General features: G+C 56.5%; 19 protein-coding genes and 1 pseudogene. 9 read left to right on the top strand and 11 right to left on the bottom strand.

Annotation, left to right across the window (positions count from 1 at the left end; translation table 11 throughout):
• Positions 1–24: 24 nt before the first annotated feature.
• Positions 25–2,913: a Tn3 family transposase gene (locus PXK01_RS14820; RefSeq protein ID WP_274860684.1), complete on the bottom strand. Its 2,889-nt coding sequence runs from the start codon at positions 2,911–2,913 to the stop codon at positions 25–27.
• A 120-nt stretch (positions 2,914–3,033) separates the two neighbouring features.
• On the opposite strand from PXK01_RS14820, the gene PXK01_RS14815 reads away from it, so the two are divergent.
• Entirely contained in the window at positions 3,034–3,645 is a 612-nt protein-coding gene (locus tag PXK01_RS14815; protein WP_274860683.1) for a recombinase family protein, read from the top strand.
• A 36-nt stretch (positions 3,646–3,681) separates the two neighbouring features.
• Positions 3,682–4,050: pseudogene (locus PXK01_RS14810) on the top strand (transposase); the annotation flags it as partial.
• A gap of 75 nt (positions 4,051–4,125) precedes the next feature.
• Here PXK01_RS14810 and PXK01_RS14805 read toward each other — a convergent pair.
• The gene (locus PXK01_RS14805; protein WP_197918802.1) at positions 4,126–6,207 is read right to left on the bottom strand and encodes an FAD-dependent oxidoreductase; all 2,082 of its coding nucleotides are present in this window, start codon (positions 6,205–6,207) and stop codon (positions 4,126–4,128) included.
• A gap of 8 nt (positions 6,208–6,215) precedes the next feature.
• On the bottom strand, positions 6,216–7,670 hold the full coding sequence (locus tag PXK01_RS14800) for an NAD-dependent succinate-semialdehyde dehydrogenase (RefSeq protein ID WP_232272174.1): 1,455 nt from the start codon (positions 7,668–7,670) through the stop codon (positions 6,216–6,218).
• A 171-nt stretch (positions 7,671–7,841) separates the two neighbouring features.
• On the opposite strand from PXK01_RS14800, the gene PXK01_RS14795 reads away from it, so the two are divergent.
• The 7 genes from PXK01_RS14795 to PXK01_RS14765 all read left to right on the top strand — a co-directional run bounded on the left by PXK01_RS14795 (position 7,842) and on the right by PXK01_RS14765 (position 14,984).
• Positions 7,842–8,636, top strand: a complete 795-nt coding sequence (locus PXK01_RS14795; protein WP_007120594.1) for an IclR family transcriptional regulator — start codon at positions 7,842–7,844, stop codon at positions 8,634–8,636.
• Between the two features lie 15 nt (positions 8,637–8,651).
• On the top strand, positions 8,652–9,812 hold the full coding sequence (locus tag PXK01_RS14790; protein ID WP_007120593.1) for an acyl-CoA dehydrogenase family protein: 1,161 nt from the start codon (positions 8,652–8,654) through the stop codon (positions 9,810–9,812).
• Positions 9,813–9,830: 18 nt separating this feature from the next.
• Positions 9,831–10,985, top strand: coding sequence for an iron-containing alcohol dehydrogenase (locus tag PXK01_RS14785; RefSeq protein WP_007120592.1), 1,155 nt, complete (start codon positions 9,831–9,833; stop codon positions 10,983–10,985).
• Positions 10,985–12,187, top strand: a complete 1,203-nt coding sequence (locus tag PXK01_RS14780) for a CaiB/BaiF CoA transferase family protein (protein WP_007120591.1) — start codon at positions 10,985–10,987, stop codon at positions 12,185–12,187. The genes PXK01_RS14785 and PXK01_RS14780 overlap by 1 nt, the downstream gene beginning before the upstream one ends.
• A 52-nt stretch (positions 12,188–12,239) precedes the next feature.
• Entirely contained in the window at positions 12,240–13,121 is an 882-nt protein-coding gene (locus tag PXK01_RS14775; protein ID WP_232272173.1) for a helix-turn-helix domain-containing protein, read from the top strand.
• A gap of 73 nt (positions 13,122–13,194) precedes the next feature.
• On the top strand, positions 13,195–13,653 hold the full coding sequence (locus tag PXK01_RS14770) for an acyl-CoA thioesterase (protein WP_007120589.1): 459 nt from the start codon (positions 13,195–13,197) through the stop codon (positions 13,651–13,653).
• Between the two features lie 204 nt (positions 13,654–13,857).
• A protein-coding gene (locus tag PXK01_RS14765) for an IS3 family transposase (protein ID WP_197918801.1) occupies positions 13,858–14,984 on the top strand; the annotation gives its coding sequence in 2 pieces (ribosomal slippage) (positions 13,858–14,128 and positions 14,128–14,984; 1,128 coding nt in all).
• A gap of 89 nt (positions 14,985–15,073) precedes the next feature.
• On the opposite strand, the gene PXK01_RS14760 is transcribed toward PXK01_RS14765, so the two are convergent.
• The 8 genes from PXK01_RS14760 to PXK01_RS14725 form a co-directional block, all read right to left on the bottom strand.
• Positions 15,074–15,763 carry a carbohydrate ABC transporter permease gene (locus PXK01_RS14760; protein WP_274860682.1) on the bottom strand — a complete coding sequence of 230 codons (690 nt, stop codon included), beginning with the start codon at positions 15,761–15,763 and terminating at the stop codon, positions 15,074–15,076.
• 6 nt (positions 15,764–15,769) lie between these two features.
• Positions 15,770–16,021, bottom strand: coding sequence for a hypothetical protein (locus PXK01_RS14755; protein WP_274860681.1), 252 nt, complete (start codon positions 16,019–16,021; stop codon positions 15,770–15,772).
• On the bottom strand, positions 16,018–16,875 hold the full coding sequence (locus PXK01_RS14750) for a carbohydrate ABC transporter permease (protein ID WP_274860680.1): 858 nt from the start codon (positions 16,873–16,875) through the stop codon (positions 16,018–16,020). Before PXK01_RS14750 ends, PXK01_RS14755 begins: the two co-directional genes overlap by 4 nt.
• A 67-nt stretch (positions 16,876–16,942) precedes the next feature.
• The gene (locus PXK01_RS14745) at positions 16,943–18,295 is read right to left on the bottom strand and encodes an ABC transporter substrate-binding protein (protein ID WP_274860679.1); all 1,353 of its coding nucleotides are present in this window, start codon (positions 18,293–18,295) and stop codon (positions 16,943–16,945) included.
• Positions 18,296–18,325: 30 nt separating this feature from the next.
• Positions 18,326–18,469: a hypothetical protein gene (locus tag PXK01_RS14740; protein ID WP_274860678.1), complete on the bottom strand. Its 144-nt coding sequence runs from the start codon at positions 18,467–18,469 to the stop codon at positions 18,326–18,328.
• Between the two features lie 205 nt (positions 18,470–18,674).
• Positions 18,675–19,643: an MOSC domain-containing protein gene (locus PXK01_RS14735; RefSeq protein WP_274860677.1), complete on the bottom strand. Its 969-nt coding sequence runs from the start codon at positions 19,641–19,643 to the stop codon at positions 18,675–18,677.
• A gap of 45 nt (positions 19,644–19,688) precedes the next feature.
• Positions 19,689–20,645: a PDR/VanB family oxidoreductase gene (locus PXK01_RS14730; protein ID WP_274860676.1), complete on the bottom strand. Its 957-nt coding sequence runs from the start codon at positions 20,643–20,645 to the stop codon at positions 19,689–19,691.
• A gap of 66 nt (positions 20,646–20,711) precedes the next feature.
• Positions 20,712–21,635: an MOSC domain-containing protein gene (locus PXK01_RS14725; protein WP_274860674.1), complete on the bottom strand. Its 924-nt coding sequence runs from the start codon at positions 21,633–21,635 to the stop codon at positions 20,712–20,714.
• Between the last annotated feature and the right edge of the window lie 32 nt (positions 21,636–21,667).

Here is a 21,667-nt window from a genome sequence, read left to right as displayed (position 1 = left end):
AGAATGACACCCTAAGACCGGACGTCACCTGCTTTTCCACCTGTATTCGCCTGTGAGCAGGATATGAGCCCATCCGAGCGGCGAGATATGCGCCAGAAGGTCTGGCGAACAGTCGAGACCGGCTCGCTTTCTGGCCGCAACAGCGTGGCCAAGATGCTTGGTGTTCCAATAGATGATGATCGCTGCCAGCAGGTTCAGCCCGGCCATGCGGTAGTGCTGTCCTTCAGAGGTTCGGTCTCTGATTTCACCCTGGCGCCCGATGCGTAGAGCGTTTTTCAACGCGTGGTGGGCCTCACCTTTGTTCAAACCGATCTGAGCCCGTCGCTGCAGATCGGCGTCAAGCAGCCAGTCAACTATGAACAGAGTGCGCTCGATGCGACCGATCTCTCGCAGAGCAAGAGCCAACTCGTGCTGACGTGGATATGATGCAAACTTCCTCAACAACTGACTGGGCGGCATAACACCCGCCGCCATGGTAGCGACGGCGCGCAAGATGTCCGGCCAGTTTTCAGTAATTAGCGTTTCTCTGATCTTTCCGCCGACCAGTCGGCGGACTTCCTTCGGCGCAGCCACGGGATCGAAGAGATAGAGCCGTTTTGACGGCAAGTCGCGAATGCGGGGAACAAATCGATAAGACAGGAGCGCTGTCGCGGCAAAGACATGATCCGTGAAGCCGCCGGTGTCGGCATATTGCTCTTTGATTTTTCGCCCCGCCTCATTCATCAGCAACCCGTCCAGAATGTACGGAGCCTCGTTGACTGTTGCCGGGATGTTCTGAGTTGCGAGCGGCCCGAACTGATCGGAGACGTGGGTATAGGCCTTCAAGCCAGGCTCTTGCCCATATTTCGCGTTGATAAGATTCATCGCCTCGCCATGCCGCGTTGTCGGAAAGAACTGACCGTCGCTTGATGCGCTTATGCCGCCGCCCCAGAACTGCGCCATCGGCAATTTGGCCTGTGCCTCGATCACCGTGGCGAGCGCCTGATTGATGGCATCGCTTTCAACATGCCAACGGGACAGACGCGAAAGTTGGAAATAATCGTGGGAACTGGTCGCCTCAGCCATTTTGCTGAGGCCGAGGTTCAATCCCTCGGCCAGCAGCACGTTCAGAAGCCCGATGCGATCCTTACAGGGCGCGCCGGTACGCAGGTGTGTGAAGGTTTCGGTGAACGCGATATCATCATCGATTTCCTGCAGAAGATCGGTGATCCGAACTGAAGGCAGACGGCCATAGAGATCAAGCACCATGCCGTCAGCATCCGCTGGGGTCTCCGCCGACAAGCGATCAACCTTGAGAATACCGTTCTCGATGGAACCGCCTGGGATAGCTCCGCTCCGGGCGGCCTTGGCCAAACGCTCCATGGATTCTGTCAATTTGGCCTTGCGATCATCGAGCCAGACCTCAGGCTCGAACGGCATCGTCAGGCGTGGCGACGCCTTTGCCGCTTCTATTGGCACAAGCGCTTGTTTCAGATCGGCGTAACGTCGGGAATGGGAGAGCCAGATATCGCCAGATCGGAAGGCTTCACGCACCTGGAACAGAACGGCGACCTCCCATAGCCGATTGTCTTTTGGGTCTTGAACATTGAGGTGGCGATGCCATTTCGAGGTTCGGCGCAGGAAGCCAACCTGACGGGGCGCATTGGTTTGATCATCGGCGATGACCTTTGTAGCTTGTATCAAAGGGGCCGCCACCGGCGCCGCACCGATGTCGAGCGCCCGCAGCATTCTAGGGCCATACCGCCGGAACCGATGGTACCCGTGAACGACATGAGTCAGGGCATCAGCCGCCATCGTGTCAGTCAACTCTGCAGCTGTTGTCACCATGCATTCGAGGTGAGACCAACCGCACGTAACGTCAATGGCCGCTTCAAGAGATGCGCCATCCGCCTTTGCCACCAGCAAGGCAGCGCCCAAATCCTTGAAGGAGCGCAAGGTCTCGCGCAGCGAAGATCGGGCGTCCGCGATACGTGCATCGGACAGCCTTTTCGCATCCCGCCAGGTCTTGCCAACAATCCGGTCGTGGGTCTCGATTACGGCGTCGGCAATGGCCGCCGTCCATTCCACCGCGCAGACAGCGAGGATTGCCAGACGCCGATCGCTGGTAATGTCTCGCAAACCGTCGGCAAAGTAGCGCTCGCCTTGGCGGCGAAGACGGGTGACACGGTGTGGTGGTACGTCGACCAAAATGTCCGGTGAGAGGCTTATGCCCTGCAGAAACTCCAACCGATCCAGAAGCCGCGATGCTCCCGCCGAGTTGCTGCCCACCTCGAAACGGCGAAGCCAGATAAACCGGGTGACATTGCCATCTGCAATCTCGGTCAACAGCGCATCCAGGCGTTCTTTCGTTCCATCGTCGATCCTGTTGGCGATCCGGCTTTCAATCCGGCGTTCCGCCGATACCAGCGCATCTGCACAAAGCCGTTCGATAACCGAGACACCGGGCAGGATCGTATGCGTCCGGCGGCACTCTTCAACAAAGCGGCGAGCTAGATCTTCGCTGGAACGGGCGGTTTCGGCTTCGCATTCAAGCCACGCTTTGAGACTGCGGGCGCCTTGGCCTGAGAACATCTTGAAGCCGTAAACCACACGAAGGTTGTGCAAATGCTGCTGGCGGGTTTGGCGGCGTGCGGCATATGGCAGGACATCGCCTGCACTCAACCCCAACTGAGCGGCGATGAAGCGCAGTATCTTTTCTGGAATAACCTCGTCGGATGACAATAGCCGCCCAGGATACCGCAACGCGCAGAGCTGCAATGCAAAGCCGATCTTGTTCTCTGGCCGCCGCCGTTCGTTGATGTGTTCGATATCGTCGTCTGCCAGCGTGTAATGCCGCAGCATAACCGCTTCGTCAGTCGGCAGGTCAAAAAGCGCCGCACGCTGGCGCTCGGTCAGTATGGTGCGATGCGCCATGTTTCTTTTGCTTTCTCTTTGGGGATTGCTTATCGATGATTGTGTAATGGATTAAGGAATACATGCCATGCCCGAAAGCTGGGGTTTCCTCCGCACATCTCAAACGTTCGTTTGTGAAACATGCTGATCGGATATGCACGCGTCTCCAAGGCCGATGGCAGCCAGTCCCTTGACTTGCAAAGGGACGCTTTGATCGCTGCGGGTGTAGATGAAGAGCAGATCTATTCCGATCAGGCCTCAGGTAAGAAAAACGACCGCCCGGGTCTCGAAGCGTGCCTGAAGGCTCTACGCGAAGGCGATGTCCTGGTGATCTGGAAACTGGACAGAATGGGCCGCAGTCTGAATCATCTGGTGAAAACGACGACCTTACTGTCAGAGCGGGGTGTTGGCCTGAAGGTGCTCACAGGCCAGGGAGCACAGATCGACACGACCACCGCAGCCGGTCGGCTGTCATTTGGGATCTTTGCCGCGCTCGCCGAATTTGAAAGCGAGTTGATCCGGGAACGCACCATGGCAGGGTTGCAGGCTGCCCGCGCGCGTGGTCGCAAAGGTGGTCGAAAGTTCGCACTCACCAAAGCCCAGGTCCGGATGGCGCAGGCAGCTATGGCGAACAGGGACACGTCCGTTTCTGAGCTGTGCCGTGAACTGGGCGTGAAGCCTGTAACTCTGTATCGATACGTCGATCCCAAAGGCAATCTGCGCGACTACGGGAAACGCGTGCTGGGCACTTAGGGTGTCATTCTGCACTCAGCCGGAGCAGACCCCTAGATCGGCAGTGTCATGGCTGACGGTGCCTACGACACACGGAAATGCCACGACGCAATTGCTGACCGTGGTGCCCACGCCGTTATCCCGCCACGCAAGAACGCAAAGCCATGGAAGACCATCACCGCCGGAGCCGTGGCGCGAAACGAGGCCCTGCGCGCGGCGAAGTGCCTGGCTCGCGCGCTCTGGCGACGATGGAGCGGATACCACCGCCGAAGCAGTGTCGAGACGAAAATGAACTGTGTCATGTCGCTGGGGCATCGCCTTATAGCGCGGGACTTTGACCGTCAGGTCGCGGCACTCCCAGTCCGCATCGCCGTCCTGAACGGATACACTGCACTCGGCATACCCGTTACGGAAGCTGTGGGATAAGTTTATCCGGGGAAAGGGCAACCACGGCCATCACCCCATTTGCAAAACAGACTCCCTCTACCACAGAAAGACAACTTATCTGCCGGTGATCGTGGGAAACATGCTGACATGTTCCTCCCCGGTCGCGAAAACTCTTTCTAAATAACGAGGCACCCTCCAGCCGCAAGGATCCTCTTTGACATGCGCGCTGAAGAGCGCGGTCAACCGATCCTTGCCGATATTTTTGGCGTGGTGCATCAGGCCTCCCCGCCAGCGGGGAAATCCGTAGCCGTGAATCATTACTAGGTCGATGTCTTGCGGTTTTTCTGCTACGCCTTCGTCAAGGATATCGCAGGCTTCCGCCACCATTGTGAGCAAGAGCCTTTCTACGATTTCGTCAGCTGAGAACTCGCGGCGAGTGAAGTTCATTTCTTCTGAGACACGGAGTATTTCGCTAGCGACCAGCTCCGAATGTGAGGGTTTGCCGTCTGGCCCATAGTCGTACCATCCGGCGCCCGATTTGCGTCCTAGGCGTTTGTGCTTTTCGACCAGCCGCTCGACCAAGGGCACGTGACCACAGCAGTTCCCTTCGGCAACTGCCTTGCGACGGATATTCGCGTAGGCGATGTCCAGCCCCGACATGTCCTGTGCAGCATATGGACCCATCGCCATACCGAATCCGCGCATAGCCGCGTCGATCTCGTCGACATTAGCCCCCTCCACCAGAAGGCGATTAGCGGCGCGACGGTAGCTCGACAAAATTCGGTTTCCGATGAAGCCATCGCAAACACCAGACAGTACCGGGATTTTACCAAGCCTGTGCGCCAGCACAAGTGCTGCACCTAATGTTCCGTCTGACGTTCGGTCGCTCCTGACGACTTCCAGAAGTTTCATAATATGCGCAGGACTGAAGAAATGCATCCCTACAAAGCGTGCCGGGTGTTTCAACCCATCAGAGAGCCGATTTACATCGAGATAGGATGTGTTTGTGGCAATGATGGTCTCGGGTGGCAGTGCGCCTTCGAGTTCGGTCAGGATCGCGGTCTTAACCGCAAAATCCTCGAAGGCCGCCTCGATTGCTAGATCGGTTGGTGGCAGAGCGTCATAGCCTGAGACCGTAACCAGCCGGTCTTCAACCGTCTTTGCCGCATCGACGGACAGAATACCGCGACTGATACCCTGATCAATCAGCTTTTGCAGGTTTTTACTGGCCCACTCGGCGGACGAGGCACTACGTTCGACGACAGTCACCGAGATCCCTGCGGTCGCCAGCGTGTACGCAATAGCTGCGCCCATATTGCCACCACCGACCACGATGGCGGTTTCAGCATCTCGGGAAGGTCGGGGGTAGGCGCGCCCCTTGTTGGTTGCGGTACGCTCGGTGAAGAAAACGTGCCTAAGGGCCCGCGCCTGATCCGAGGTACGAAGGTCCAAAAACGCAGAGCGCTCGCTGGCTAGTGCGTCGTGCAGCGGCGTCGTCGCACTGGTCGCGACTAGGTTCACCGCAACCTGCGGGGCATTCTGGCCAGGCATACGCCGCGCTACATGCGCTCGGGCGACTTCCGCTGCGACGTGGTTTGGCTTTGGTGAAGGAAGATTGTCGGGTGCCTGTGCCGCCTCAAGTACATCGTCATCGAGAGCTATGGCCGCGCCAAGCGGGTCATCGGCTAGCAGCTGGATCAGTCCCATTTTCAGTGCCTGCTCGGCGGAAACAGCCTTCCCGGTGACAATCATGTCAAGCGCAGCTTCAATACCGATAAGTCGCGGCAGTCTTTGGGTTCCCCCTGCGCCAGGCACGATCCCCAAGTTTACCTCTGGCAAGCCCAGTTTGGCAGAAGTTGAGGCGATGCGATAGCAGCAAGCCAGAGCAATCTCTAGTCCCCCACCAAGCGCAGCCCCGTTGATTGCTGCGATAGTAGGAATCGGGAGGTGTGCAAGTTGCATCAGCACATCATTTAGTTGTGGATCAACAGGCAACTTACCGAATTCCTTCGCATCCGCGCCCGCGACGAAGGTCGTTCCTGTGCCGGTGATAATCAGCCTGGTAGCCCCAGTTTCGAGGACTTTGAAGATACAGTGTTGTATTCCAGCCCGAACCTCCGCGTTGATTAGGTTAAGCGGCGAATTGTCTATGGTCAGAATTGCTGCGTCATTTGAGAAGCTTAATTCAACAGGCATGGGCATCCTCACAGCACTGGCGCGCGATTGCGCGAGATAAATTTGGTAATGAGATAGCCTTCGAAGGTTTCCGTCCCGCCTTCAGTCCCATAGCCGCTGTCTCTCACGCCTCCAAACGGAGTCTCGGGCAGAGCGAGGCCGAACTGGTTGATGCTTACCATACCTGCCTGCAAACCCGCAGCTGCTTTATCTGCACGCTCTAACGAATTGGTAAAGACATAGGACGCCAGCCCGAAGGGTAGCCCGTTGGCCCGCGACAGTCCGTCCTCTATGTCACGAAAAGACGAGACGACAGCAATCGGGCCGAAGGGTTCTTCGCGCATCAAGTCAATGTCGTCGTTGGGCGTATCGACGATTGTCGGGGCATAGAAGTTACCATGATTTCCAAGCCTTTTGCCTCCCGTCAACACCCGTGCGCCGTTTTCGCGGGCATCCTCGACGAGCTTTTCCATCGCATTCACGCGTCCGCGATGACACAATGGTCCCATCTGCGTGCCTTCGGCTAAACCAGCGCCCACCTTTACGCTCTCAAATGCTGAAACTAGTTCGGACAGAAATCGATCGTAGATGCCTTGTTGTACGTAAAACCGGGTTGGGGCGATGCACACCTGGCCTGCATTGCGCAGCTTGTTGACCGCCAAGGCGCGCGCCGCGGCCGTGGCATCGGTGTCGTCGAACACCAATACGGGCGCGTGACCGCCGAGCTCCATCGTCGCCCGCTTCATATGGCGGCCAGCCAATTCTGCCAGATGCTTGCCCACCTCGACCGAACCGGTGAAGGTGATTTTGCGCACCTCGGGGCGCGCAATTAGAGTTTCCGAAATGAAGGCCGCATTACCCCAGACAAGGTTCAGACAGCCTTCGGGCAATCCTGCATCCAGCAGATAGCGAGCAATTGCCATGCAACCCGCCGGAGCCTCTGCCGGGGCTTTTAAGATCATCGTGCAACCTGACGCAAGCGCCGCCGCGACCTTGCGTACCGCTTGGCTCAGCGGAAAATTCCAAGGCGTGATGGCAAGGCAGACGCCTATCGGTTCGCGCACGACAAGCTGCTGTACCCGCGGGCTGCGTGATGGAATGATGCGCCCATAAATGCGCCGACATTCCTCGGCGTGCCAGTCAACGTGGTCAGCCGAGGCGCGGACCTCAGCCAAAGCCTCAGCCAGCGGCTTGCCTTCATCGAGAGTGATCCAGCCAGCGATCAGTCTGTCATTTTGGCGCAGCAGGTCGGCAAACCGCCGCAAAATCGCACTTCGTTCCATGGGAGAGCTGTTTTTCCATCGGCGAAAAGCTGATTCGGCCGAGTGAACCGCATGGTCTAGATCTGCGGCGCTAGCCTGCGGAATCTGTCCGATAGTTTGCCCGTTTGCAGGGTTTATGACTGCACGATCCTCTGGCGTGGGAGAAGCGATCCAGTCTCGTCCGATGAGGTGCTGGATGGTCGGATAATTCATTTCTTTCATGGCATTATGCCCTCGCTTAGTTGTGTCATCCGCAGGATCCGGCACGAATGGGACTAGGTGGACGACCTTAATTTTCCGCATAGCGGGAAAGTTTACCGCAGTATTGACTCGGACGTTATCGATCGTTTAGGTGTGTTTCAAGACGCATAATTCTTTCCGAGGAGGGATATCGTGAGACCAAGGAAAGACCGCACCAAGGATGCCGAGAAACAGGATCGCGATTTTGTCACGGCGTTGGCGCGCGGCTTGGAGCTGTTGCGGGCCTTTCGGCGGGAAGGGGAGGCTCTGGGGAACGGTGAGTTGGCCGAGCGCACTGGCCTGAGCAGATCGACGGTCTCCCGGCTGGCCTATACACTGAACAAGCTGGAATACCTCAGCTACGACCCGGATACAGCACGTTATCGACTGGCCCCTCCAGTGCTTTCGTTGGGTTTCTCCTGCCTTGCAGGGATTCCGCTGCGGCAACTGGCGAAGCCCTTTATGCAGGAGCTGGCTGATTACACAGGCATGCCGGTGGCCATGGCCAGTCGTGACCGGCTATCGATGGTCTATCTGGAGCGGTGCAAGGGCACTAATGCCGTCACGCTGGCGATCGAGGTTGGTGCCCATATTAAACTGGCCACGACCGCGGTTGGTCGCGCCTGCATAGCGGCGCACGACCCGGATGAGCGGGCCAGAATTCTGGCCCTTGTGGAGGAACATGAAGGCGACAACTGGCCGAATGTGCAGCCCGGAATCGAAGCAGCTATCGCAGACTACCAACAGCACGGTTACTGCACGTCCTTCACGGAGTGGAAACGTGATGTGAACGCTGTAGCGGTGCCCTTCGTGCCGAAGGACGGCTCACCCATTATTGCCTTCAACTGCGGTGGCCCTTCGCAAACCCTTACGCGCGACTGGATCGAAAGCGACGTCGCGCACCGCCTTGTCGATCTTGTCCGCCGCGTTGCGGCGGTCGCACCCTGAACAATAGAGAGCATCATGGCCCTTGATAAAGATACCCTTTCCCAGTTTCTCGACGCGCTCGACCGCTTCGTGAAAGAGCGACTAATCCCTTACGAGGATCGCGTCGCCGACGAGGATGTGATTCCGCCGATGCTGGTCGATGAAATCCGCATGATGGGCCTTTTCGGCATGTCGATCCCGGAAGATTTCGGCGGGCTCGGCTTGTCGATGATAGAGGAAGTGCAAGCCGCTTTCGTTCTTGGCCAGGCTTCGCCTGCGTTCCGGTCGCTAGTTGGCACCAACAACGGGATCGGCTCTCAGGGAATCATCATCGATGGAACCGACGAGCAGAAGGCGCAGTATCTACCAGCTCTCGCGTCCGGAGATATGATCGCATCCTTCGCCCTAACCGAGCCAGATGCTGGGTCGGATGCTGGCAGTCTGCGCACTACGGCGCGGCGTGACGGTAACGATTTCCTTCTGAACGGCACGAAACGCTACATTACCAATGCACCGCGTGCCGATCTATTCACGGTTTTTGCCCGGACCAATCCAGAGGCGGAAGGTTCTGCCGGCGTAAGCGCCTTTCTCGTCGAGGCAGGGACGCCAGGCATAACGCTTGGCCAGCCTGACAGGAAGATGGGGCAGAAGGGCTCGCACACATGCGACGTCATCCTTGACAATGTCCGCGTGCCTGCCGCGAACATTATCGGCGGGCCGGACCGTCTGAACAAGGGCTTTAAGACAGCAATGAAAGTCCTTGACCGGGGCCGACTGCATATTTCTGCCGTCTGTGTGGGCGCCGCCGAACGGCTGATCCGTGACAGCCTATCCTATGCGATGGAACGCAAACAATTCGGTGAACCCATCGCTGAAAAGCAACTGATCCAAGCCATGCTGGCTGACAGTCGCGCCGAGGCCTTCGCAGCGCGTTGCATGATCGAAGAAACAGCACGCCGCAAGGACGCTGGTCAGAACGTGTCGACTGATGCTGCCTGCTGCAAGATGTTTGCCAGTGAGATGGTAGGTCGAGTGGCCGATCGCGCAGTGCAAATCCACGGCGGTGCAGGATACATGGCCGAATATGCGGTCGAGCGCTTCTATCGCGATGTGCGTCTCTTCCGCATCTACGAGGGGACAACCCAGATTCAGCAAATACTGATCGCGCGGAATATGATCCGCACTGCAGCAGCTTAACAGGAGCGAAGACAAACTATGGACTTCAATTTCCTTTCCACCCCGAGGATCGTCTGCGAGAGCGGTGGGCTTGGCCGGATCGGCAGCCTGATGCAAGATTTGTCTTGCACCCGTGCGCTGGTCGTGACGGACCCGGGCATATTGGCCTGTGGTTTTGCGGACGAGGCAGCCGCCTCACTTAGGGCTGCTGGCATCGAGGTTGAGATTTTTCATAAAGTCGAAGCGGACCCCCCGATCGCTGTCGTCGAGGCCGCGGTAGAGGTCGCGCGGGCCTTTGGTGCTGACGGAATCATCGGACTTGGCGGCGGCAGTTCACTGGACACTGCCAAGGTCATCGCAGCGGCGGTAGCCAACGATCAACCGATTACGGACATGATCGGGATTAATCAGGTCACCGATAAACGCTTGCCACTGATCCAGGTGCCAACCACGGCAGGGACCGGATCAGAGGTAACATGGGTGTCCGTGCTGACTTCGGAAAGCCACGAAAAAAAAGCGGTATATGCACCGCAGCTTCTGCCTGACGTTGCCTTGCTAGATGCAAAGCTAACATTGGGAATGCCTCGTCACATCACAGCGGCCACGGCGTTAGACGCAATGGTTCACGCCATTGAGGCAGTAACCAGTCGCACCAGAAAGAATCCCATTTCCGATGGAATGGCGGACAAAGCGCTGGTGCTTCTCGGTCAGAACTTACCAATCGTCATGGAAACGCCTTCGGACCTGTCAGCGCGAGAGGCCATGCTGTTGGGGGCGACACTGGCTGGGATGGCCTTCATTAATGCCAGCGTGGGGGCGATTCATGCCTTGTCATACCCACTTGGAACAGGTTTCAAGGTTCCTCACGGGCACGCAAACGCTCTGGTCGCAGGACCAGTGATGAGGTTCAACATGCCCGTTGCAGAAGCTGAATATGCTCGTCTATCGCGGTTACTACTGCCCTCGCGGCCTTTCAACTCTGATGCGGCTGCGGCCCATGGCCTGATCGACGAGATGGAACGGATGCTAGTCGAAAGCGGACTTGAGTCTCGACTTTCTGGTGTCGGAGTGACCGAGGCAGCCATTCCCGGAATGGCTAATGAGGTCGTGACCGGTATCACGCGATTGCTGGAGACCAACCCGCGCGACATGACAGCCGAAGATGTGTCGCGCCTCTATCAGGAGGCGCTTTGATGGCTGGCTCATTGGACGGGATCAAGGTGGTCGACCTCAGCCGCGTGCTGGGCGGGCCTTACTGCACCCAAATGCTTGCGGATCATGGCGCTGAGGTCATCAAGGTGGAGCCGCCTCTGGGCGACGAGACCCGCAGTTGGGGCCCGCCTTTCAATGATGAACTCAGCGCTTATTTCTCTGGCGCCAACCGCAACAAGCGGTCCATCGCTATCGATCTGCAGCAACCGGAAGGGCGCGACCTGATTTTGCGGTTTCTTCAGGATGCGGATGTTTTAGTTCACAATTTTAAGTCTGGTACTCTTGAAAAATGGGGGCTTGGTTATGCTGATGTTCTCAGGGCACGTTTTCCTAGACTGGTACTCTGCCATGTGACTGGATTTGGTTCCGATGGCCCACTTGGCGGTTTTCCCGGCTATGACGCCGTGGTACAAGCTATGACGGGCCTCATGAGCATCAACGGCAATCCCTCCGAAGGCCCGACACGCATGGGTACGCCCATCGTGGACATCGGCACCGGTCTGATCGCCTGTAACGCTATTCTCGCCGCACTTTTGGAACGGGGCCGGTCCGGATTGGGCCAAGCCATCGAAGTGCCGCTATATGATTGCGCGATCAGCATGATGCATCCCCAAGCGGCTAATTCCCTCATGTCCGGACAGATACCAATGGCGACCGGCAATGGGCATCCAAATATCGTACCATACGACATGTTCGAAACAAGTAATGGCAAACTCTATCTGGCTATCGGTAACAATGGTCAGTTCGCAAAACTCTGTGACGTGCTTGGCCTACCTGAGGTGCCCTGCGATCCACGATTTGCCGACAATGCCGCGCGTCTTGCGCATCGGTCAGAGATGACAGAGGTCTTGTCAGAGTGCCTGGTGCAACATGACGCCTTCAAACTTGAGCCGGTGCTTTTGAAAGCTGGGATTCCCGCCGGAGTCGTTCGGAATGTGAATGAAGCGTTGGAGCATCCACACACCCGACATCGCGGCATGGTGGTATCAGTTGGCACCTACCGCGGCACCGGCGTGCCAGCACGCTTGTCGCGTACCCCCGGAGCGGTTCGCGCGGCACCGCCTCGCTTCGGGCAGCATAGTAGGGAGTTGCTTAGCGAGGCTGGACTGACAGAAGCTGAAATCGATAGATTGACTCAAGCGAATATCGTTCGAGAAGAACCGCGGATGCGCGAGACGACCTAAGCCGAAATTTCAGCTCAAGCGGACGATCGTGAAAAAGTTCAGGGAGGCCAAGATGGAAAGACTGCTCATATCACCGGACCGGATACCCGAATGGATTCCCGGCACGACTACGTTGGACAGTTCCGGGTGCAACTGGAACGGCATTACCCTGAAGGGCTATCGTTATGAGCGACAAGACGCGGCAATTCCCCCCATGCGCGACTATATGATTGTTGCATATGATGGCGCGCCAACCACTATGCGCCGCACGAGTGGCGGCCCATGGCAAAGCGCGCGCGTAGAGAAAGGTAGGATTTCCTTGCTCACGCGTGCAGAGGAATCCACTTGGAGTTGGTCCGAGCCTATCACGGTTAGACACGTCTATCTCAGTCACAGTGAACTCGAAAACACGGCCCTTTCGGTCTTTGATCGTGACCCGAAGTCCATTGAGATCAATGATTGTCTGTCTGCGAAGGACCCCTGTATCCTGAACTGCATCCAATTGCTAGAGAATGAGCTAAAGAACGGTGGAATCGGCCAGAGATTGATCATCGACGCCCTGCGCATCCAGATCGCCGTTCACCTTCTGCGTCAGTACGCCAAGGTCTCTTTGACCAGCGACGCAAACTCGAACTTCAGCCCTGCTCAAAGGCAGAGAATCATCGATCTCGTTGAAAGCTGCTTAGGTGAAAACCTCAGTCTGGAAGACATGGCCGCATCTATCGGTTTCAGCCAGTTTCACTTTTCGCGTCAGTTCAAGGCGGAGTTTGGGTTGGCACCGTATGCATATGTTTTGCGCAAGCGAATATCGAAGGCCCAGGAGATGCTGAGAAAGGGTAATGCCCCCCTGAAAGTGGTCGCGCTTGACTGCGGTTTTGCAGATCAGAGTCATTTTAGTCGAACTTTTCGAAAAATGACAGGCGCGACCCCCGCCGAATTCCGGCGCATGGCATAATTACCGGAAAACTATTCCTTCCTATCGCTGTCACGCACCAGAGACAAAGAAATGTTGAGCCCGTAACGCTGCAATGAATGTACCAGAAACAGAATTTAAACCACGATTTGCCTTCGAACGCAGGATTTTCTTTGGCGACTGTGACCAGCTGGGAATCGCCTTTACTGGCCGGATCACGAATTTCGCGCTGGAAGCGATCGAGACTTTCTGGGACGATTTGCTTTCAGGCCGGGGCTGGCTTTTTCTACTCACGGAAAGAAACACGGCCATGCCTTTTGTCTCTATGGACCTACAATTCCATGCGCCGGTGAAAGCAGGCGCGAACCTAGCATGCGAGGTCTATGTGGTCCATGTCGGGGAAAGTTCAGTTGGTCTAAAAGTTGTCGGCCGTCAGCATGACTTGATTTGCTTCGAATGCGAAACGAAGTCAGTTTTCCGAGATGCTTCAACATTTGGAAAAGTCAAAATTGAAAGCTCAATTCGGCAGATTTTGCTCGCGGAAGTGGGTTCGGAAAATCAAACAGTGAGCTAGCAACCTTTGAGGTTGCCGCCTGTAATCAAAGAGGTTTTTCGCCCCGTTTGCGTGTGACCGAGTGCAAATTTCTATCTGGCCTTCAAGAATGGCATTTTGAAAAGCCGCGGCCAGAGACGAAGGTCAGCGGATGAGGTCTGAAGTGGTCCCAGGAAACCGGACAGTCAGCTAAGGTGTTTCCCGAACCTTTGAAGGGATACGAACATGGCAAAGCGCCGGAACTTTACAGATCAGTTTAAGGCCAAGGTGGCGTTGGAAGCGCTGCGTGGCGACAAGACCGTGCAGGAGATCGCGGCGAAGCATCAGTTGCACCCAAATCAGGTCAGCACATGGAAGCGGCAGGCCATCGAGGGCATGGCCGATGTGTTCTCGGGTGGCAAGCAGAGCGGCCCGACCGAGGCGGAAGTAAAGGAACTTCACGCCAAGATCGGGAGGCTGGCGGTCGAGAACGATTTTTTGTCGGAAGGGCTGAAGCGATGAGCCCTGGAAAGAAACGCGCGATGATCAACCGGGATCACCCCAAGCTGAGCATCAGCCAGCAGTGCAAGCTGGTGAGCCTGAGCCGGTCGGCGTTCTACTACACGCCCGCCGGGATCGACGCCGACACGCTGTCGATGATGAAAGAGATCGACCGGGTGTTCACCAAATACCCATTCTTCGGGTCGCGCCAGATCGCGGCCTATCTGCGCCGGGAAGGCATTGTTGTTGGCCGCCATCGCGTCAGGCGATTGATGGCGAAGATGGGTCTTGAAGCGGTCTACAAGCGCCCACGAACCAGCCAGCCGCATCCTCAGCACCCGGTCTTCCCGTATCTGCTGAGGAAGATGGTGATTGACCGACCGAACCAGGTCTGGTGCGCCGATATCACCTTTGTGCCAGTCAGAAATGGCTTCCTCTATCTGGTGGCAATCATGGACTGGGCGACGCGCAAGGTGCTGAGCTGGCGGTTGTCGAACACGATGCACGCCGACTTCTGCGTCGAAGCACTGAGCGAGGCCATCGCCAGGTACGGCCCGCCTGAGATCATGAACACAGATCAGGGATCGCAGTTCACCGGATCGGCCTGGATCACGACGCTGACCGAGGCGGGCGTGCGCATCTCGATGGACGGGCGCGGGCGTTACCTCGACAACATCTTCATCGAACGCCTCTGGCGATCCCTGAAGCAGGAGGCCATCTATCTCGAAGAAATCAATGAAGGCTTCCGGGCCCGTCGTGTCATCAAGGGCTGGATGGCATTCTATAACACCAGCCGACCCCATTCCGCGCTTGATCGGCAGACGCCGGACGACGCATATTGGGCAGGCTTGGAAGAGCGACACGCAGCATGAAACCTAAACCCGATACACCTTAGAAACGCTGCAAACCTGTCCGAAAAGATGGGACCACTTCAGTTTGAAATCTGGATGGATGACATGGTTCAGGCCTTCTTTTTTGCGAAAAACGAGAGTCCCAGCGATGCGAGCAGACTGAGCACAACTAGGATGACGAGGCCGATCGATGCCACGTAGGCCCATTCGAATTCACCGAAGGTGACCTTGTAGAAGAGCATGGAGATGGTTTCGGTCTGAACCCCGGGCCCTCCATTTGTCATGATGTTGACGAGGTCGAATATCTTGAAGCTCTCGACCACCCGAAGAACCAGCGCAATGACGATGACAGACTTCATGCGCGGAAGAATGATGGTCCTGAAGCTCTGCCAGTTCGACGCACCAAGCAGCTTTGCCGCCATTAGCTGATCTGGTGGAACACTCATCATGCCAGCGAGCAGCATCAGAAACATGAGCGGTGTCCATTGCCAGGTGTCAGCAACGATAATTGCGATCAAAGCCCGTGACGAATGGGTCAACCATGCGAAATTCGCGGGTAGCCCCAGATGCTCGTTGATGGGACCGGTGCTTTGAAACAGTAGGAAGAACATGAGCCCAACCACAGCAGGCACGATCATCATCGGCGTGAGCATGAGGGAGTAGAAAAAGCGGTAGCCGGGAAAACGGTTCATGAAGAGATAGGCGAGCGCCATACCCAACACAAACTGAATTGGCACAGCGACGACGATGATCAAAAGCGTCCGAAGAATGGCACCGTAAACGCGCGGGTCAGATGCCATGTAGGCTTAATTGTCACCCCAATTGAACAGCTCGTAAGCCATATACCAGGGCGTGCCTTCCAACGGCGTCCACCAGGTAAAGCTGAGGTAGATCTGCATCAGCGTCGGGAAAACGACAATGAACATCAAGAGGATGAGCGTCGGCGTCAGAAACCACCGCGCGAGGAGTTTTTTGTCTTTACCGACCCGGCGCCAATAGCTGCGACTTTCGTCCGATGTGTTGGGCTGTTCCACGGTCAGCTCTGAGAGATTGGTCATTGTTTCAAGGCTCCGAAGGTAAGACCACGTACGAGGTGTTTCTGGATTAGAAGTCCAAGAACGATCGGCGGAATGGCGGCGATGACGCCCAGCGCCGCTTTCATGCCGTACATCTGGTTGTCCAAGGCCGTGTTGAGCGAGGACATATAGACGGGAAGCGTGACCCAATCTTTCTGGGTGAGGATCAGTGCGAGTTGGTAGTCAGACCAATTCATGATGAAGACGAACAGCGTGCAGGTCGCCAAACCGGGACGCGCGATCGGCAGTGTGATTCGGTAGAATATCCGCCAGTACGAACACCCCGCGACGCGCGCGGCATCCTCGATCTCGACAGGCACTTCCTCGAAGAAGGTTTTCATGAGCCAGAAGGCGAATGGCAGTGTGACGATGCCGTAAATCAGCGAGATGCCCCACCATGTGTCTACTGCGCCAATGAAAGACCACATGACCATCAAAGGAATGATCACGGCAAGCGGCGGGAAAAGACGGAGCTGCAGCAAAGAGAGAGGTAGCTTCTGGGCCACGCCGAAACGAGCAACCGCATAGGAAGACAGCGTCCCGGCAATGACGGCAATCAGCGTGCCGCAGACCGAGGTGACGAGACTGGAAAAAAGAGGCTTGGCGAGCGTCTTTTCGATGGTGACCGCCAGACTATCCACATGCCCCTGAAGCAGGAACACATAATTGTCCCAGGTTGGCTGGGTTGGAAACCAACGCACGCCTGCGACGGTCGTCCACTCCGAATAGGGTTTAAACGACATCGCCGTCATCCAGACCAAGGGGTACAGGACGACCGCAGACGCAAAGAGGAGCACGGCATATTTCGCCGCAAGTGTATAGAACGGGGGTTTCACGTCAGGTCCCTTCTGCAGAAGTTGCCACCCGGATCGTCAGGGGTGATCCGGGTGGCTGGGATTTGTATCAGATGTTCTCGACGACCGTCGGCCAGGATGCCCGACTTGCCTTGATCGCGTCGCGGATACCGTTGCGCTCCTGGCGACGGATGATCCGCTCCCATTTGCTCTGGACCGCATCCATCGCTTCCTTCGACGTCTTCTGGCCGGTCAGTGCCGCCTGAAGCTCTTCGTCGAGCGCAGTATCAAGGGCCGATTGTCCAGCGAAGTTCAGCGTCGGAACGCCGGTTTCGATCGAGGCCGGGATCGCATCCGTCGTGTACGGGAAGTAGGTATCGATCACGAAGGGCTCCACCAGGTTTGCTTGCTGGAACGGATCGAATGTGCCGCTCGGGTTCGAGACCATCCACGTGAACATTCGGGTCGAGCTGAGCCACTGGAGGAAAAGATAAGCCGCTTCCGGGTTAGCGCTCTTGCTCGATACCCAGGACGTAATCGAGTAATACAGCGCCGAGCGCCGCACGAGCTTGTCACCCACAACCCGACCAACAGGTCCGTGACACCCGAGCATTCCGGTCGACTTGGATTTCGGTGTCCCATCTGCATTGTAGCCGTCGCCGAATTTGCCGACCGCCGTGTAGGTGCCGGACTGGGGCGTGCGGCAATTCCAGATCGCTGCAAAGCTCTCGGCGAAGGTGAAGGTCAAGGCGTCCGGCGGAGACCATTCGAGCGAACGGACGTGTTCTTCGGTGCACTGAATAGCAAGATCCGTGTTCATCTGCGGATTGCCATCTTCGTCAAAGAAGTAATAGTTCGGGGCGTCCATCGAGGCGAGGCGCATGTAGAACGTCGAGAGGCCCCAGAACGGGCTCATCAGGTTGCCGTTCCCGTACATCGTGCCGTATCCAAAGTCCTTGCCGGTGAAGAATTTGGAGATGGCATCCACCTGTTCCCAGGTGTCCGGTGTCCGAAGCTCATAGCCGACTTCGCTGAGGAACGCCTCTTGAACCTCAGGCTTCTCGTAAAGGCCCTTCAAATAGTACCAAGTCTGGAAGTCGCCATCGAGCGCGAATGAATAATACTTGCCGTTATAGGTGTAGAGGAGCTGTTCCACTTCCTTGGTGCTCACACCGCGTTCCGGGTCGCCCCAGTCAGGTTGGTACTTCGTTACATAATCAGTGCAATCCAGTGCGCCACCAGACGCGACGAGATCACCGGTCGAGTTCCAAGGGCCGGAATAGACGTCGATAGAGCCGTCTCCCGTGGTCACATCCTGCATCACCTTGGTGAAAATATCGGTCGAAGACGCACCGACAACCTCCACTTCAATGCCGGTCTCTTTCTTCCACAAATCCAAAGCCGAGGGGGCCCCTTCCGGGAAACCCGTGCGCAGCTGACCGATCGCGTTGTCGGGCATCATGATGGTGATTTTCTCGGGTGCCTTGCCTGCCTAGCGCAGTGCTTTGATCCCTTCGATCGCGCGCCCCTCCGACATGGTGCCGTCGTATTGAAAGCGTTCGGCTCCCGCAAAGCCGGTCGGGCCGCCGATCATGCCAGCGCCCAGCTCCTGGGCCGACGCCATACGTGGCAACATCAGGCCGGATCCGAGTAGCATCGGCGAGAGCGACGCTGCCGCTGTGGATTGCAGGAAGCTCCTGCGATTCAAGTTTCGTTTCGTTGTCATTTTTGGTCCCTGTTAGGTTGTTGAAGACAAAGAACTTCCGTTTCGGGCCGCGATGCGGTCCGGGGTACGCTTGGTTTGATCAAGCTGGTCTTGGTTGGGTTGGGGCCGCGCCGGTTTACGGAACGGCTTGGTGCTGGAACTTGGGTTGCTGTCCCAAGCTCCCAATCATCGCATTGGCGATTTCAGGACTAACGCGACTGGATGACATATCCACTGGATCAGATTTGGAGAGAACGTAATCTCCACAGGGGTTGGCATAGATGCCTGCACAGGCCCACCTGCCGGGCATTTGTTCCAATTCCAGAGTGTTGAATTTGATGATCGCGCGAAGTGTCTTGCGGTCAGTCTCCAGACCATCCTGCGACAGGGTCGTCATGACGCAGCGCGGTGTAGGAATGGAGACAATCATTCTTGTTTCCCCAATCTTCAGCATTCGGTTGAGCCAACTTTGTTCAACAAACCCGGTTTCGTCCGTGTCGATCAGAATGTTGGGGCGATAGCGTCTGTGATCGAAACTATCGAGAAGAGACAAGGCAGCGAGCCGACGCAGGGTGGCCGTGGTCATGATGTGGACAGGGGCCAGGTCCTGAAAGTTTCCATTACCAGCCAGCTTCGGCACCATGCCACCGAGTTCGAAAAGCACGACATCATTTGTGCCCTCGACCTTTACTTTGCGGTGTTCCGTCCACTCCGTCGCCTCTTGGCCAGGTAGGACCCGCCAGATCAGCTCACTCTTCGGCTGAACATCGTAATCAGTTGTAAGACGCACTTCCCGCTCGAACAGACGTGAGAGCTTTTCGTCAATCTTGGGATCGACGCTCGTCACCCTTGTCTGGTCCGGAAATGTAATCTCGATCGGCTTCACACCATTGGAAAAGTCTGGTTCTTCCAGATAGCGGGCGCTGCAATGAAGCAACTTTCTCCATTTTCGCGGAGACTTCGCACTCGCAATGTTCCCGCTTTCGACATCGAAAATGGCATAGCGTCGATCTCCCGCCAAACCTGTCGGAGTTATCCTCGCGGTTTCGATGCTTTCTCCTCCCATCGATTTGACGGGATATCGGTAGATCTTTTCTATCTTCATAATCTTCCTGTCACACGAAGGGTTACATTTAGGGGGGTAAAAGCGTCAGAGGTCCAAGACGAGTTTTTCGCCTTTGGCTCTCGAAACACAGGCCATCATTACATCATTCATCGCCTGCTCGTCGGGAAACAGGACGCTATCCCTGTGCTCGACTTCACCGTCCACCACCGGAACTTCGCAGGTTCCACAGGTGCCTTCACGGCAAGAACAGAGAACTTCGATACCTGCCTCAGTTAAGACCTGCAGCAGAGATTGGTCTGCAGGCACAAACAGGTGCAAACCACTTTGTCGCAATTCAACTTCGAATGCCCGCGGCTTGTCCATATCCGACGTATCCAACGGCTCGAAGCGCTCCATGTGGAATGATCCTGGCGCCCATTTTTCACTCAGCGTTTCCGCCGCGGCCAGCATGGGTAGCGGTCCACAGCAATAAATCCTTGTGTCAGGGTCAGGCGTCTCCAACAGGGTCTCAAGCGGGAGCATCCCGAACTGATCCTGCGGCCAAAGGTGAACATGTTCACCATACATGGTTTCGAGTTCGGCCGCATAAGCCATAGATTCCAGTTCGCGCCCGCCATACCAGAGGTCCCAGTCAGAACCATTGCGAACGGCTTCCCGGATCATCGGCAGCAAAGGTGTAATCCCGATCCCACCCGCGATGAAGAGATAGCGTTTTCCGGCGACAAACGAAAAGTTGTTACGAGGTGCCCCGATCAAAAGCTTTGTACCACAACCGAGCGCATCGTGAACAAACGCCGAGCCTCCTCTACCGGGATCAGCTCTAAGGACAGCGATCCTGTAAGAATCCCGCTCGGTGTGATCCCCGCAGAGCGAATACTGGCGAACGATGTCGCCGTTGCAGTGAACATCAATATGCGCGCCTGGTGTCCAGGCCGGGAGCAGGTCTCCATTTTCGGACACAAGCTCGAGCTCCACTACACCCGCGCCAGGTGTGGCCCGGGACCGGACGACCATACGAATTTGGTCTTCATTGACGTTCATACTGTTTGTTCCTGGCAGTCTTCGTTGTGGACGCGAAGCGCGGGAGCACCGCGCTTCGGCCAAATTTCACTCGTCTCCGTCGGCGAAAACGAGTTCCGCACCAACAGTCAGCTTTCCTGATTTCTCAATCGAAGCGTAGGCACCGGCACAGGCCCATTTGCCCGGTCCGAGTGCCTCGACTTCGAGCGTGTTCAGGCGTGCAATTGTTTGAAGGGTCTTGCGCGACCTCGGAAGTCCGACCCTTTTTTGTCCGAGCGAGGGCATCCCGCAACGGACGGTCGGGTATTCCATTTTCATCTTCACGTCGTCGAAAGAAATCGACTTGCCGGACCAGGTCTGTTCGACCAAGCCGACATCCGGTCCATCGAGAAGAATATTGGGACGAAACCGCATTGGATCGAAATCAAGGTCCGGTTCCTGCGTTTCGAAATAGTTCTGGGTCGAACGCGTGTAGATGTGGATCGGGGAAAGATCCATAAAGCTCTGAAAGCCTTCTTGTTCGGGAACCGCGCCCGCAAGTTCGAAACGGATCCAATCCTGTCCGTCGACTTCGCCCAACTTGCGCTGTTCGGTCCATTCGGTCGAGTTATGACCTTCGACGACCCGCCACATTGCCTCGGTTGCTGGCGTGCTTTGCACTTGTGTGACAAGGCGAACTTCGATTCCGAAGACTTCGCTCAGCGCGGCATTAAGGTCAGCATCGGTACTATTCATCACTTTGCCATCGGGGAAAGTGATCTCGATCGGCGGGAGTGGCTCGCCCAGTTTGGGTTCCTCGAGGTAGCGCGCCGAGAAATCCAGCATGAAGCCGAACTTTTGTAGCATCTTGGCCGTACAGATATCCCCGGTCGATACATCTTCGATCGCATAGCGACGATCACCCACGAGACCACCACTTGTGACTTCAACCGAGGATACTTCCTCCGGCCCGAAGGACTTCACCGGATATCTGTATATTTTTTGAATAGAAAAGGCGTTTTCTTGCGTCATATCTTACCATCTCCAAAGCATGAATATTGAAC

It is taken from the genome of Phaeobacter sp. PT47_59, assembly GCF_028890025.1.
In the GTDB taxonomy this organism is placed as follows: Bacteria; Pseudomonadota; Alphaproteobacteria; order Rhodobacterales; family Rhodobacteraceae; genus Phycobacter.
The sequence above is the reverse complement of the archived record's forward strand: the minus strand, read 5'-3'. Positions and strand labels throughout refer to the sequence as shown.

Excerpts from the sequence above, each read along its gene's own strand:
- PXK01_RS14725 (WP_274860674.1), bottom strand. The coding sequence starts at position 21,635 with ATGACGCAAGAAAACGCCTTTTCTATTCAAAAAATATACAGATATCCG.
- PXK01_RS14805 (WP_197918802.1), bottom strand. The coding sequence starts at position 6,207 with ATGCCTGTTGAATTAAGCTTCTCAAATGACGCAGCAATTCTGACCATA.
- PXK01_RS14785 (WP_007120592.1), top strand. The coding sequence starts at position 9,831 with ATGGACTTCAATTTCCTTTCCACCCCGAGGATCGTCTGCGAGAGCGGT.
- PXK01_RS14735 (WP_274860677.1), bottom strand. The coding sequence starts at position 19,643 with ATGAAGATAGAAAAGATCTACCGATATCCCGTCAAATCGATGGGAGGA.
- PXK01_RS14815 (WP_274860683.1), top strand. The coding sequence starts at position 3,034 with ATGCTGATCGGATATGCACGCGTCTCCAAGGCCGATGGCAGCCAGTCC.
- PXK01_RS14730 (WP_274860676.1), bottom strand. The coding sequence starts at position 20,645 with ATGAACGTCAATGAAGACCAAATTCGTATGGTCGTCCGGTCCCGGGCC.
- PXK01_RS14800 (WP_232272174.1), bottom strand. The coding sequence starts at position 7,670 with ATGAAAGAAATGAATTATCCGACCATCCAGCACCTCATCGGACGAGAC.
- PXK01_RS14775 (WP_232272173.1), top strand. The coding sequence starts at position 12,240 with ATGGAAAGACTGCTCATATCACCGGACCGGATACCCGAATGGATTCCC.
- PXK01_RS14745 (WP_274860679.1), bottom strand. The coding sequence starts at position 18,295 with ATGATGCCCGACAACGCGATCGGTCAGCTGCGCACGGGTTTCCCGGAA.
- PXK01_RS14760 (WP_274860682.1), bottom strand. The coding sequence starts at position 15,763 with ATGGCATCTGACCCGCGCGTTTACGGTGCCATTCTTCGGACGCTTTTG.
- PXK01_RS14755 (WP_274860681.1), bottom strand. The coding sequence starts at position 16,021 with ATGACCAATCTCTCAGAGCTGACCGTGGAACAGCCCAACACATCGGAC.
- PXK01_RS14780 (WP_007120591.1), top strand. The coding sequence starts at position 10,985 with ATGGCTGGCTCATTGGACGGGATCAAGGTGGTCGACCTCAGCCGCGTG.
- PXK01_RS14770 (WP_007120589.1), top strand. The coding sequence starts at position 13,195 with ATGAATGTACCAGAAACAGAATTTAAACCACGATTTGCCTTCGAACGC.
- PXK01_RS14820 (WP_274860684.1), bottom strand. The coding sequence starts at position 2,913 with ATGGCGCATCGCACCATACTGACCGAGCGCCAGCGTGCGGCGCTTTTT.
- PXK01_RS14790 (WP_007120593.1), top strand. The coding sequence starts at position 8,652 with ATGGCCCTTGATAAAGATACCCTTTCCCAGTTTCTCGACGCGCTCGAC.
- PXK01_RS14740 (WP_274860678.1), bottom strand. The coding sequence starts at position 18,469 with ATGTTGCCACGTATGGCGTCGGCCCAGGAGCTGGGCGCTGGCATGATC.